Genomic DNA, 12,867 nt, shown 5'->3' with positions numbered 1-12,867 from the left:
TTCAAGGTTTATAATGCCGAAATCTGCGTTAGGTGCTGGAGTTGGCAGAGCAGTGAAGGCGGATAGTAAATGTTGTCCCCTCTCCTATAACTGATTTTAAGCTTAATTCACCATTATGGCGTTCATGGATTATTGTCCGTGAAATGGCTAAACCCTGGCCAGAGCCCTTGCCAACCTCCTTGGTTGTGAAAAACGGGTCGAAGATTCGTTCTTTGAGATTTTCCGGAATACCGCCGCCAGTATCCTTTACACTAATATAGACAGAGTCACCCTGATGATAGCTTCGGATGTATATTTTACCCAGTGGCCCATTGGGCTCACGATGACCTTCAATGGCATGGGCTGCATTGACCACGAGGTTAACCAGCACCTGGCCGATGTCGCCGGCATATAGCGAAACGCTGGGTAACTCACCAAGATCTGTTTCCAACTCTGCAACAAACTTATAGGCATTTTTACAGACAGTGAGAGTGTTCCTAATAATTGTATTTACGTCTGCCGAGCATTTAGCATCACCTTCGCCTGAGCGTGCAAACCCTTTGAGTCCAAGGACTAGTTTGGTAACTCTGTCGACACCATGCCGAGTCTGTTCGAATGCACGCGGCCCTTCTTCTTTCAGGTATTCAATGTCTGCTTCATCTGCAGCCTCGTCAATCTCCTTAATAATATCGTGTAAATCAGCATTTGTCTCAACCGTTTTTTTGAGCTTTTCATACGCCTGCAATAATGTGAGCAGGTCATCGAAGCAATCTTGTAAGAATGAAATATTGTTGCCGATAAACTGAATTGGTGTGTTAATCTCGTGAGCAATTCCGGCCGAAAGTTCACCGATAGATTCCAGTTTCATTGAGTGGATACGCTTTGCTTCTTCTATGCGCACATCTGTAAGATTGCGAAAAGTGAGGACTGCTCCGGTGATTTCATTATTTTCATTGCGGGTAGGACATACAATGTAATCTGCCGAGAAGCTTGTACCCTTTTTATTCCAGAAAACATCACCATCAACATGATGTGAAGAGCCGTCTTCAATTGCAGCAAAGATCGGACAAAATTCCCATGGATATTCACTGCCGTTATCCTGGCTATGGTGAATTTTATCGTGCATATGTAACCCTATAAATTCCTCCAAATCCCAGCCAAGAGCACGCAATGCCGCTTCATTGGCAGAATTAACCAGTCCTTCTCTGTCGACGGTTACAACAGCGCCATTAACCCAGTTAAGCATCATCTGGTTCTGGTATCCGACCTGCTTCAGGGTTTCCCGCAGCCCGTCTATTTCTTTTTGTAATGATAGAAGATCTTCGCTGTCTGGCATCTATTAGGTCGTCCGCTATTCAGGGGGGACTTCTTACGAGGGTACAGAAATCTCTTTGCTATACAACAACTATTAGCTTTACGTAGTAAAAGGTCAAGGAGATCCATGGGCTGAGATTTATGGTTTTACACATGCAATACCTTGCAATTTCGCTTATTCCAATCCATCATCTTAGTATGTGGTTGTTGAGGATTCCTTCCGATATGGTTTGATCTTGCCTGACATGAGTTGCATGATGCTTTACACAACTTAACCAGCTTTAATATATGCAATATTTTTCACCTAATAGAATATTTATGATCATGATTTTGATCGTTCTGGCATCATGTTCGCCCAATAATGAGAAAATTATTGTAGCTGTTGTATTGCCTATGAATGGACCTGTTACTGAAACTCGATATGTTATTGAAGGGTTGGAGTTGGCATCACATGAAATAAATGAGAATGGTGGAGTTAATGGAAAACACATAGATCTTATCGTCTCAGAGTCTTACCTTGATGCAGCATCGATCAGGCGGGCATTTGTCGAGTTGGAAAGGAATGCTGAGCCATTATTTTACATAAGCGTCACTGACATCATTTCGCTGGAACTTGGTTCTGTTGCTGAGAAATATTCTGTGGTTATAGGTGGTCTGGCGTCATCCATTCAGCAGGAAGTACACAGGCAAAACTGGACGTTTAGCTATTTTTCCACTGTAGAGCAGGAGGTGTTGCCTATACACCAGATACTTGAGCAATTGAACGTGAAGAAACTAGGAATTATTTATCAGAATGACCAGCTGGGCAGGCTATACGAAAAAAAATTACGAACGTCCTTCACCGGGCCGGAACGAAAGATTCTTTCAGAGTCATTTGAATACAGTAGCCCGGGAAGTGTCAAATATTCCACTTTGACTGACCTGTGCGATGCAATATATGTAACTGGGTTTACAGATAATTTGGCAGAGATTTTGAGAGAGCTTCGGGCGAGGCACTATTCCGGTATCATTTTAGCTGATTCAGGTTTGGCAAGTCTTAATCTTTTATCGACCAAATACAACGACATCTACCTTCCTGCACCGGTATTATACAATTTCAACAACGCTTATGCTAACTCCACGAAGAAGCGCTATGAGGAGCGATACCTGAAAAAATTCACACATTTCGCTGCAAATGGATATGACTTTATTCACATTGTTGCAGGTTTACTCGAAAATAAACACCTGAGCAGAGATACTGTCCGGAGCAGATTGCTGAGCCAGTTTAGTTATCCCGGTGTGTTTGGTTATATAGAAAAGCAGGAAGGGGAACATTATTTGAATTTTTCTCTTTACCCTGCAAGAGTTGTAGGCGGTAAAATTCATTATCTTGAGTAGTTATGCATATACAACACAAATGTATTTCCCAGCTGTAAACCAATGTAATGAATAAAATAAAATTACCTATCAGGTTTAAACTAGCGAGTGCCTATCTGGTGCTCATGCTGCTTCTTGTTTTGATGTCATATTACGCGCTCCAGGTGCAAAAGAGGGTGTATGTTGATGAAATAGGTAAAAGTTCGGTTCTTCTTGCTGAAGAGTTGATTAAGCGCATGGATCACCGGATTTTTGATCTTTCGACTCAGCTGCAGATCTATACAGACAGCTCTATCTTTCAAGAGGTCTTGTCAGTCTCTAATATCAGATATTATCAGGTTCAAAATGTCAAACGGCATCTTGAGGAGAAAGACCTAGAGTGGCGATCTGTTGATAGAAATATTGTAACACCCGCTATGCAGAGACTTCTCTCAAGTGAACTCTCACAACAGCTTCGTGAGCTTTTCATTTCCAGTCCCGGTAAGTATTACGGGTATACGTTGATCAATGGAATCATAGTAACTAATCGTTTTGGTGGGGTTGTCGCTATCACCTCTAAAAGTGCTGATTATGATCAGAGCGATGAAGAATGGTGGCAACGTGCTCGGGACGATGGCATTTATCTCGGACAAATGAGTTACGATCAGAGCGCGTTGAACTATGAAGTCGACCTCGCTGTCAGGATTGATGATAGCTACGGGAAATTCGCCGGAGTTCTTCTTGCTGGCCTTGATGTGAAAGATATTATTAGATCTGCGGAGGTCAATTTTAGAAAATTTGATACTACCCAGATCCAGATATCAACCAGCCCGGGAAAGCTCATCTATTCTACCCGGCCACATCGTTTTCTTGATGATATCAACACCGAATATTACTTTCAGCAGGTCAAAAAAAATACAGGATCGTTTATTGTCGGAGAAGGCAATCAGAAGAGGATTTACTCATCATCCACAGCTGCAGGAGTTGGTTTTTTCAAGGGCTTTGACTGGATAATTATTATTTCTCATCAATTGAGTGAAGCTTTAAAACCCTACTCACGTCTTCAATCACAGGTGATCACTGTGTTTGTCATTCTTACTCTTGCCTGTGTCTTTCTTATATACAAACTAGATCAAATGGTGAGAGTACCGCTGAACAGTTTGAGCGAGGGGATATCTCGATTGAGTCAGGGTGATCTCGATCATAAGGTCGAGGTGGAGAACAATGACGAATTTGGGGAAGTCGCTTCAGTGTTCAACTCCATGCTCGAAAAACGAAAGGAGTCCGTAGACCTGCTCAAAAAAAGCGAAGAAAAGTACCGTGGTTTATTCGATGGTGCTTTGGATATGATCCATATCATAGATAAAGACGGTGTGATAATTGATGCAAATCCTAAAGAACTCGAGGTCATGGGATATGCCAGGGAAGAATTTGTAGGCAAAAAACTGCGGGATATTATTCACCCGGATAGTATGGACGTCGCAGAAAAGAATTTGCAGCAGATTTTTAGAGGTAAGCCTGTATATCTGTTCGAGACTGCATTAATAAGTAGGCATGGAGAAAAAATTGATGTGGAACTGAATTCCACCCCGCATTTTGAAAATGGCGTTGTTGTTTCGGGTCGAACAATGATGCGGGATATCCGACCAAGGAGAAAGGCTGAAGAAGAAAAAGCAGCAATGGAAATGCAACTCCGGCAAGCTCAAAAAATGGAGGCCATAGGCATACTTGCAGGAGGCATTGCTCATGATTTTAATAATATACTCGCTGTGATTATAGGGTATACCGAACTTGCAATAGCGACATCTGCTAAAGATTCGCCTCTGATGAACAATCTGGAAAAAATTCAGTCAGCAAGCTACCGTGCAAAATCTCTTGTCTATCAGATTTTGTCCTTTAGCAGAAACTCTAAAATAGAATGCATTCCCCGAAAATTGCAGCCGATTATCGAGGAAGTACTCACTATGCTTCGGTCATCTATTCCCACCACAATCAGTATAGAATCAGAACTTAGCCCGAAATGTGGTTTAGTACTGGCCGATACTACACATATCCACCAGATATTGATGAATCTGTGTACAAATGCCAATCACGCTATGGAGCAGACTGGTGGCATTTTGCGGATAGACCTGCGATCCACATTTATTAAAGAGGGGGATAGTCGGCTGCAGCCTAAAGGGATTGCTGGTAAATATGTTGAAGTCGTCGTTTCAGATACAGGTGCAGGTATTGAGCCGGAGGTACTTGAAAGAATATTTGATCCGTTTTTTACCACAAAGGAACATGGGAAAGGGACAGGAATGGGGCTCTCTATTATCCATGGTATTGTCGCAGAGTCTGGCGGTATGATCAATGTGAGAAGTGTAGTAGGAGAAGGGACGGAATTCCATATCTATCTTCCAGATTTAGGTGATGAAAAGTTTCATGTTGAAGACATTCGAGAAGAAATTCCCCGGGGCCATGGAGAGGTATTGTTTGTTGATGATGAAAAGATGCTTGCTGATATGGGCAAGGAAATGCTGGAGCGGTTGGGGTATAATGTCACTGTCGAGTATAGGGCGGAGGATGCTCTTCAGACCTTTAAAAAGTATCCTGAAAAGTTTGATGTGATTGTGACGGATCAGACGATGCCCGAAATGACAGGTACCGAGTTGGCACGTCAAATTTTGAAGATACGACCTGAACTTCCGATAGTTCTTTGTACCGGTTATAGCAGCCTCGTAAACAAAGAGTCTGCGCACAAGATGGGAATACAGGCGTTTGCCCTAAAGCCGCTCACCATGAAGGGTATTGCAAACATTCTCCATCAAAAAATAGGAGTAGAGTGATTTTCAGGACGTTGGCGCGTACTGACTCTGTTGACGACTTTAGTTGGATCAGGTAACGTGTTGGAGTTAGATTGTTTTAGAATGCCATGACGCTTAATTTTCATATCCCTTACAGATTCCAACTACTCATTTATCAGCTTTGGGAGGTATTATGGAAGCTCCGGAAAAACGTGATGTTGCAGCCGAAGTAAGTCAAAGGGCCAGGAAAAATTTTTCCAAAGGATTTAACTGTGCCGAATGTGTCGTTGAAGCTGTTTTGGGGCAAATTGATGTGGGATTACCGAAAGAAACATTGAAAATCGCAACTGGATTTGGTGGTGGGATCGGTTTGTTTGGAGATACCTGTGGCGCAATAACCGGTGCAATTATATCTGTGAGCGCTGTTCATGGTCGTAGCACACTCCCGGAAGGGGAGAATAAGATGGCTATAGCCAAAGAGGCGCTTTATGGCAAACCTGGTCTTTACAGACTGTTTAATAAGATTCCCAATATGGCGGAAGAAAAATATGGCCACACGCTTTGCAGGGAAATAGCAGCAGAATGGCGTGATGACTGGCTTTGCAGGGAACATGCACTATACTGTCGTGAAATTATCACCGATATGGCTCGGTATGCTGCAGAACTCATTACAGGTGACCAGAAAACCCTTAGCTCTGAACCTTTTGGCAAAAATGTCGAGAATTTGAAAGAGGGTGCCTGATATCGATTGCTGTTGATAAGATAATATGAAGAGTCAGTTATCCCTGCTAGCTGTAGTTCAGTTTACATGCTTACAGCAAGGGAGTAGGCGAGAAATCCTTATTGATCGACCTCCAGCTGACTTAGGCATGCTGCTTTTTGAGATTAAGTATTTTCTTATAATTAATTGCGTTTATAGCTTAGTCGTTGTGCATGGCCTGATTGCTAATCAGTCATTGTCTTATACGTTTCGCAGAAATTTTCCATTCTATTGATGGTTTCTCCATTTGAGTATAAGCATCTCTTTTCAGATACTTGTACTTCTGCAGCGGGTTGAAGAGGCAACTTTTCTTATTCATGGTTGTTTTCTCTATCCAGAATAAAATACCCGGCCACTATTAATTTGCCTTTATCATCTAATCTAGTGCCGACACTTTTGAGATGCGGGCGATGCAGTTCCTTGAGCGATTTACGAATTTCATCTTTATCCTTATGGTCCTTCAGCTGGATATGTACGGCATAACCATACTGATTCGTTGAGTTAAGAGATAGAGCATGACTGATAATTGGATGTGTTGAGGGATGGGGCTTTCGTTGAAAATCCCATCCAGGAGATAGATCAGAAATTTCAGTTATGAATCTGTGAGAGAACAGCTTTATCTATCTGAATTAACGTTTTGTGTTGTAATTGTTACTCCTCTGTGCAAGTTTTTTAAGTATTTAATTTCTTCTGTTTTTTTTGTCACTATTTTGTATGATGCTTATGTTAATTTTATGAATCTGTCGTTAGGGAAATTGGTTAGTGAGAAGAGAAATTGGTATACGTTAAGTAATAAATCAGGTGCAATTTATGGGCGAAAAAGTGAGTCTGTCCTTTGATGGAATGCCATTGAAAAAGGCTTTTGTGAGGGAAGACGGGAGAGCTATTATCGTTTGTCCCCATTGCGGAAAAGCAAAAGAGATTTCCGTGCTCTCAATGGCGAAACGAAAGTCGGTCGTCAATGTACGATGTTCATGTTCAACGATTTTTAAGACGTATCTGGATTATAGACAGTCGTATCGGAAATCAACTGACCTCATAGGCCGATACTCGATTGAAGTTGAGCTTAGAAACAGAGGCCAGGCAAAGGTTAAAAATATCTCATTTGGTGGAATTTGCTTTGAGGTTGCAACCAACCACACTATTAGGGAAGGCCAGAAAGGAAGTATTGATTTTGAGCTGGATGATAAGAACAGCACTCGTGTCAGAAAAAACTTTTCAGTTAAGGCTGTTACCGGGAACAATATAGGATGCAGTTTCATCCAGGATAGAGCGTATGATAAAAATCTTGGTTTCTATCTGCGTACCGGATTATAATGGGTAGCAGTTTCTGAATATCCCCCCCTCTAGTCTCTTCGGAGACGCACGTATCACTTTCTGATACCCGCATACCGTTTTTCTGAGATTGTACTTATTGGAAATTCCAGCTAATGAAGTTTTTTTCCGGTACTGCTCATAGCCAGGTTACCGTCCCGAATTCCCCGCAGGGCGATTAGTCTGTCAGCCAGATCCTGGACTTCTTTGGCTTTTCCTTTGACGATGATTACCTCCAGACAATTATCATGATCCATATGGACATGGGTGGTCGAGACGATGTGATGGTGGTAATCGTGCTGGACTTCTGTCACCTTTTCCTGGAGTTTGTGTTGATGATGGTCATACACCAGGCTGATTACCCCCATAACCTTCTTGTCCGCTTCCCATTCTGTTTTCACAAATGCTTTACGAATAAGGTCCCTGATAGCCTCGGAACGATTGTTGTAACTTCGCGCCTTGATATGCTTATCAAAGATCTCAAGTAAGTTTTCTTCAAGTGATATGGAAAACCTTTTCAGCATGGGATTCTATTCTCCTCTGATAATGTCGATTACGTAGAAAAAACGAACACTCTTCATATAAAAACACTGTAATCGTTAAGACGCACTATAGCACAAGAAACAATTGCTTACTAATGAGTTTCAATTGGCATTTCATCCTTTTATTAAACCTCAGTACTAGTGCTCTGTAAACCTTTACCTGTCGGATCTTGTTCGCCCTTTTAGCACACTGACTTCGTTTCTCACTCAGTCACATATCGCTGCTATGCTCCTTCATTCGTGCCTCGCAGTTCACTAAAATTGCGGAACAATCTTTGCGACATTTAAAGATTTACAGAGCACTAGCTTGTGGCTTTATCCTCTCACTTTATGATCTGAAACCTTGCAGAGCAATCTTCGGAAAAAGAGTAGGAGCAGGCAAAACATAAGCAATGTATACCAGGGAAACCACCCTACAGATGCTATAAAACTCTGTTGTTCGATGAGTTCCGCGTTCCACTGCGGGTTGATTTTCCCCTGATGGACACGCATCTGCTGCATAAGGACTGCAAAGAATACACCTATCAGACCATATCCAAGATTAAAGACCAGCCCTTTAAAACTGAGTACCGTTGCACGTTGATCAGAACTGGTGATACGGTTGAGGTAATGACTTGTAAAGAAGCTGACCATCATGATGCCTATATACACTGTACCCACAGGTACAAGCCCTATATACGGATAAAAACCGGATAACAGAAACAGTCCGGTCACGGTGATGGCAAAAAGAATCAGCATATTTTTTTGTGGACTGTTCTTTTCCACCATGTTCTCGCAGATTTTCGGGATTATAAGGCCGAGAAGTGATAGCGCAGCGCTGATAACACCAAAACTTGCTTCAGGTAACTGTATAAGCCTAAAGTACTGACTGGTCATGGTGATCAGCATCCGAAGAATATGGTCATAAAACATTCCGCAAACAATTATGGCCAGGGCAAAAGGTGTTTGCAGTATCCATCTTCCCGCCTTCATGGTCATTTTCATTGCGGTAACCATGTTAATATACAATCCTCTGCCATTATCTGCGGGGCGACTATTATTGCCGCTTTCAACAAACATCAGTGATGTGGCTGTAGAGAAAAATGCCAGAATAAGCGTAAGGTAGATTGGGAACCGCATACTCTGCTGCTGGTTTACTGTTGTCTCCAGATTCAACCAGTGCATGAATCTGTTGATCATATCTGGATCGTAGATCAGTGCACCAGTGGATGCTGTGATTATCCCGGCTATTGACTTTAACCGCATCTGGAGACTGAGAACCTTGGGCCACTGATCTTTTAATCCCAGATCGGCAAGGGAATCGTAGGCGATGGCTTCATCGGCTCCACTTGCCATTGCCTCAGCCAATCCACTTAAAACTCGGTTGATCAGAAAAGCCCAGAAAACGAGGCTGATATTGTCAAGTGGTATGAAGGCGATGATGCCCATTTCGACCACCATCAGTAGTGATGTCGCAACAATAAGCTGTTTTCTGCCAATGATATCTGCAAGCGCCCCTGAGGGAACCTCTGCGCAGACGATGGTGATGGCCCAGACGGTATTTAAAAGAGCGAATTGCTCAATAGTAAGACCATAATCGAGAAAGAGGATGGTGAAAACAGGGTAGTAGAACCTGGCATTAAAGAAAATCCGAAAGGCAATGAACAGTTTGATATTCCGGATTGAAAATGGTGATGGTACAGGCGACATCTGTGCCCCTTATGGTCACCCGGAATAATTGCAATTTCGAAGTGTATACGCGTGAATACTATCGGCCGGTTTCCAGCGTTTTGCCTGGACGAAATTACAGATTACCCAAGATACCTTTATATTGAATAAAACGAGATTTACGGTACCTGAACTTCAATAACCATAAGTACACCAGAGAGCATGGCAAAAGAATTAAAATTTCATTGAGGTGTGAAAAACTGATGTAAAGGGAGGCTTCAGGCAGGTGGTGCAACGTAGAACGATGTTATTGTTCAGTGATAGCCAGCCGGTTTTCCAGCTTCGATACAAGCAGTGAGAGGCAGAGACAGACTGCGAGATACATAACAGTAATGGTTATCCAGATTTCGATTGTGGCCTGGGTGGATGCCATTACCTGCATTCCCTGAAAAGTAAGTTCCTGAATGGATATAATTGAGACAATCGAAGAATATTTAATGGTGTTGATAAATTCATTAGCCAGAGGAGGAAGCATTATCCGGGTTGCCTGGGGCATAATGATATGACGCATCTGTTGAAATTTAGAGAACCCCTGAGCGCTTGACGCCTCCCATTGCCCGATATCGATTGACTGGATACCTGCGCGCACAATTTCAGTTATATAGGCACCCTGAAAAAGGCCAATAGTCAGCACACCTGAAAGAAAAGGTGATATTAACTCAGGACGGGCGGTAAAAAAGGCGAGCTTATTCTGCAGAGCAGGGCCAGCAGCGCGGTAGAATTCTTCGATCCCAAGTAGGGGCAAAATCTGATCGCTGACAAAATAGTAAAATATAAAGACCAGCACAAGTGGTGGGGTATTGCGAATCAGTTCTACATAACTGATTGCGATCATCTTGAACACAAGACGTTTTGTGATCCGCATGATACCCATAACTACACCGGCAATTACTGCCAGTATCATTCCCCAGACGCTCAATCTGAGAGTGGTGAAGAATCCTTCCAGCAGGATGTTGGCAGACCAGCTGCCCGTCTCTTCATTATAGCGGAACATATAGGTAGGGATAATTCCCCAGTTCCATTTGTAGTTCAGGGAATAGAATAGACGGAAAGCGATAAATCCAATAATGGCGATAACCGATGCAATAGCAAGCCAGTCAAGAAGAGTCAGACGTTTTTTCTGGTGATACATAATGATATTGGATAGGTGGCTGCGTTATGTTCGGATTTCAATGCTGGTAAGAGTAGCGGGCACGATGTAACCAAAAAGTAACGTCGTGCCCGCCAGGGTATAGAAACGTATTACAATGAAAGCGTAAAATTATTCCACTTGATCGATCCAGTTTTTTGTGCCGAACCAGTAGCTGTGTCGTTCCTGCAGCCAACCTTCAAGGGAAACAACAGTGATCCAGCTGTTGAAGTAGGCCAGTGTGTCAGAATCACCTTTGCGCAGGGCAAAACCAATAGGCTCTTTGGTAAAGGTCTCTTGCATCGGTAGGAAGAGGCTGTCGGCATAATCTACAGCCTCATAGGCAGGGCGTGGTGCAGAACCAACTACCGCATGGACCTTGCCGTTACGCAGTTCCTGATACGCCTGGGTCTCATTATCAAACATACGTAGCTGTGCATTCGGCATATATTTTTTTGCAGCCGCAGCAGCCGTGGTGCCAAGTTTAACAGCAATCTGGACATCTTTGTTGTTAAAGCTCTCGAGCGTGTTAAAACCTGCGGCAAGTTCTTTGTGGGCAACGATTGACATGCCTGAAAATTCATATGGCTGAGAGAAATTTACCTTGAGTGCACGTTTCGGGGTGATGCCCATTCCGCCAATAATTACATCGAATTTACCTGTCAAAAGAGCAGGAATAATTCCGGACCATGCAGTAGGGACAAATTCCACTTTTACGCCCATGTCTTCTGCAAGGCGGGTTGCGACATCAATCTCAAAACCGATCAGCTTGCCATTTTTGTCTTTCATGGCCCACGGTTGAAAAATATCCATGCCTACCCTGAGAACTCCACGCTTCATTACCTGCTCAATGGTGCTTTCCTGAACGAGTTTTTGCTGAGTGGTAGTTGCAGAGAATGCAGTGCCATGTATACAAAACAGAAAGGCCAGAGCGAATAGCAGTGTTGATACTACAGTCTTCTTCATGGGATTTCCTCCAATGTTGAATTTAGGTGTATTGCTTATCAAATACAAAAAGTACATGTTAGGTCATGGGAGCTTCATGCGTCGCTCCATCACACTCACAAGTGCTGATAGAAAAATGGTGACAACAAGGTACATTGCCGCAACTGTAAACCAGATCTCGAAGGTAAGATATGTTTCGGCGATGAGTGCCTGAGCCTGCATGGTTAGATCATATATGGCGATAGTGCTGACCAGCGCAGAGTCTTTAACGAGTGATATTGTCTGACTGGTTAGTGGCGGCAGCATTGTGCGCACGGCCTGTGGCATAATGATATAGCGATAGGTGTGAAAACTGCTGTGGCCCATGCTGTATGCCGCTTCGTATTGTCCTTTGGGTACAGAGAGAATACCGGAGCGGAAAATCTCTGATGCATAGGCACCTTCAAAGAGGCTGAGTGCAAGGATTGCTGAAGGCAGTCGTTCTAATCCAAGTACCGGTCCGAGCACAAAGTAGATGAAAAAAATCTGGATTAGCAGAGGAGTGTTCCTGCTGATCTCAAGGTACATACGCGCAAGTGTGCTGGCAACCGGCGATGAAGAAAGACGGAAAATTGCGGTCACTAGACCGATAATGAGTGAAAAAATGAGACTTATTGCGGAAATTTGCAGAGTGATCCAAAGTCCCTGTAGCAGCGGCCCGGCAGTGAATCCACTTTCATCGAAAGTATAAATATATCGAGGGATTTGATACCACTGCCAGTTGTAACCAATATTGTCTATGCTGATAGTTGCCAGCCAGTACAGTCCCCAGACAAGTAAAAGGAACTGGAGTACATCAATAAATGGCGAGCGCAAGATAGCCCGGATTCGACTTTTTTCCGGTGCAGAGTATGCTGGTGAGGGTGTCATCTGAGTTAAATTAAGATCTCAATAAGAATAGAAGTTTTTCTCAATATCCCCTTGAGCGTACCTGAATATTAATGAAATTGCTATGCGCAATTTATCTTTTCTTTTCGAAGAATGCTGACACCCAAAGTGAGAGGAAGAATGGTGCTA

General features: G+C 43.0%; 10 protein-coding genes. 4 read left to right on the top strand and 6 right to left on the bottom strand.

Translation table 11 applies throughout. From position 1 onward, the window contains the following. Positions 1–28: 28 nt before the first annotated feature. Positions 29–1,315 carry a PAS domain-containing sensor histidine kinase gene (locus FCL46_RS20310; protein WP_136805946.1) on the bottom strand — a complete coding sequence of 429 codons (1,287 nt, stop codon included), beginning with the start codon at positions 1,313–1,315 and terminating at the stop codon, positions 29–31. A 296-nt stretch (positions 1,316–1,611) separates the two neighbouring features. On the opposite strand from FCL46_RS20310, the gene FCL46_RS20305 reads away from it, so the two are divergent. The 4 genes from FCL46_RS20305 to FCL46_RS20290 all read left to right on the top strand — a co-directional run bounded on the left by FCL46_RS20305 (position 1,612) and on the right by FCL46_RS20290 (position 7,491). Continuing rightward, positions 1,612–2,670, top strand: a complete 1,059-nt coding sequence (locus FCL46_RS20305; RefSeq protein WP_167505768.1) for an ABC transporter substrate-binding protein — start codon at positions 1,612–1,614, stop codon at positions 2,668–2,670. 47 nt (positions 2,671–2,717) lie between these two features. Continuing rightward, positions 2,718–5,456: a PAS domain S-box protein gene (locus FCL46_RS20300; protein ID WP_136805944.1), complete on the top strand. Its 2,739-nt coding sequence runs from the start codon at positions 2,718–2,720 to the stop codon at positions 5,454–5,456. A 151-nt stretch (positions 5,457–5,607) separates the two neighbouring features. Next, a complete protein-coding gene (locus tag FCL46_RS20295; protein WP_136805943.1) occupies positions 5,608–6,156 on the top strand; it encodes a C-GCAxxG-C-C family protein in 549 nt (182 codons plus the stop codon). Positions 6,157–6,984: 828 nt separating this feature from the next. Further along, positions 6,985–7,491 (top strand): PilZ domain-containing protein, encoded by a 507-nt coding sequence (locus FCL46_RS20290; protein ID WP_136805942.1) that lies wholly within the window; start codon positions 6,985–6,987, stop codon positions 7,489–7,491. A 110-nt stretch (positions 7,492–7,601) separates the two neighbouring features. Here the strand turns inward: FCL46_RS20290 and nikR are convergent, their stop codons facing one another. The 5 genes from nikR to FCL46_RS20265 form a co-directional block, all read right to left on the bottom strand. After that, positions 7,602–8,012, bottom strand: a complete 411-nt coding sequence (gene nikR, locus FCL46_RS20285; protein WP_136805941.1) for a nickel-responsive transcriptional regulator NikR — start codon at positions 8,010–8,012, stop codon at positions 7,602–7,604. Between the two features lie 333 nt (positions 8,013–8,345). Then, on the bottom strand, positions 8,346–9,719 hold the full coding sequence (locus FCL46_RS20280; protein WP_136805940.1) for an MFS transporter: 1,374 nt from the start codon (positions 9,717–9,719) through the stop codon (positions 8,346–8,348). Positions 9,720–9,984: 265 nt separating this feature from the next. Then, a complete protein-coding gene (locus FCL46_RS20275; protein WP_136805939.1) occupies positions 9,985–10,869 on the bottom strand; it encodes an amino acid ABC transporter permease in 885 nt (294 codons plus the stop codon). A 129-nt stretch (positions 10,870–10,998) separates the two neighbouring features. Beyond that, positions 10,999–11,832, bottom strand: coding sequence for a transporter substrate-binding domain-containing protein (locus FCL46_RS20270; RefSeq protein ID WP_136805938.1), 834 nt, complete (start codon positions 11,830–11,832; stop codon positions 10,999–11,001). Between the two features lie 63 nt (positions 11,833–11,895). Beyond that, complete coding sequence (locus FCL46_RS20265; RefSeq protein ID WP_136805937.1) at positions 11,896–12,720, bottom strand: amino acid ABC transporter permease; 825 nt, start codon at positions 12,718–12,720, stop codon at positions 11,896–11,898. Positions 12,721–12,867: the final 147 nt, after the last annotated feature.

The sequence above is a fragment of the Desulfosediminicola flagellatus genome, assembly GCF_005116655.2.
In the GTDB taxonomy this organism is placed as follows: Bacteria; Desulfobacterota; Desulfobulbia; order Desulfobulbales; family Desulfocapsaceae; genus Desulfopila; species Desulfopila flagellata.
This window is presented reverse-complemented; position numbering and strand designations above follow the sequence as displayed.

What these genes read in the sequence shown, in the direction of transcription:
- FCL46_RS20290 (WP_136805942.1), top strand. Translation starts at nt 6,985, where the DNA reads ATGGGCGAAAAAGTGAGTCTGTCCTTTGATGGAATGCCATTGAAAAAG.
- FCL46_RS20265 (WP_136805937.1), bottom strand. Translation starts at nt 12,720, where the DNA reads ATGACACCCTCACCAGCATACTCTGCACCGGAAAAAAGTCGAATCCGG.
- FCL46_RS20305 (WP_167505768.1), top strand. Translation starts at nt 1,612, where the DNA reads ATGATCATGATTTTGATCGTTCTGGCATCATGTTCGCCCAATAATGAG.
- FCL46_RS20270 (WP_136805938.1), bottom strand. Translation starts at nt 11,832, where the DNA reads ATGAAGAAGACTGTAGTATCAACACTGCTATTCGCTCTGGCCTTTCTG.
- FCL46_RS20295 (WP_136805943.1), top strand. Translation starts at nt 5,608, where the DNA reads ATGGAAGCTCCGGAAAAACGTGATGTTGCAGCCGAAGTAAGTCAAAGG.
- FCL46_RS20275 (WP_136805939.1), bottom strand. Translation starts at nt 10,869, where the DNA reads ATGTATCACCAGAAAAAACGTCTGACTCTTCTTGACTGGCTTGCTATT.
- FCL46_RS20300 (WP_136805944.1), top strand. Translation starts at nt 2,718, where the DNA reads ATGAATAAAATAAAATTACCTATCAGGTTTAAACTAGCGAGTGCCTAT.
- FCL46_RS20280 (WP_136805940.1), bottom strand. Translation starts at nt 9,719, where the DNA reads ATGTCGCCTGTACCATCACCATTTTCAATCCGGAATATCAAACTGTTC.
- FCL46_RS20310 (WP_136805946.1), bottom strand. Translation starts at nt 1,315, where the DNA reads ATGCCAGACAGCGAAGATCTTCTATCATTACAAAAAGAAATAGACGGG.
- nikR (WP_136805941.1), bottom strand. Translation starts at nt 8,012, where the DNA reads ATGCTGAAAAGGTTTTCCATATCACTTGAAGAAAACTTACTTGAGATC.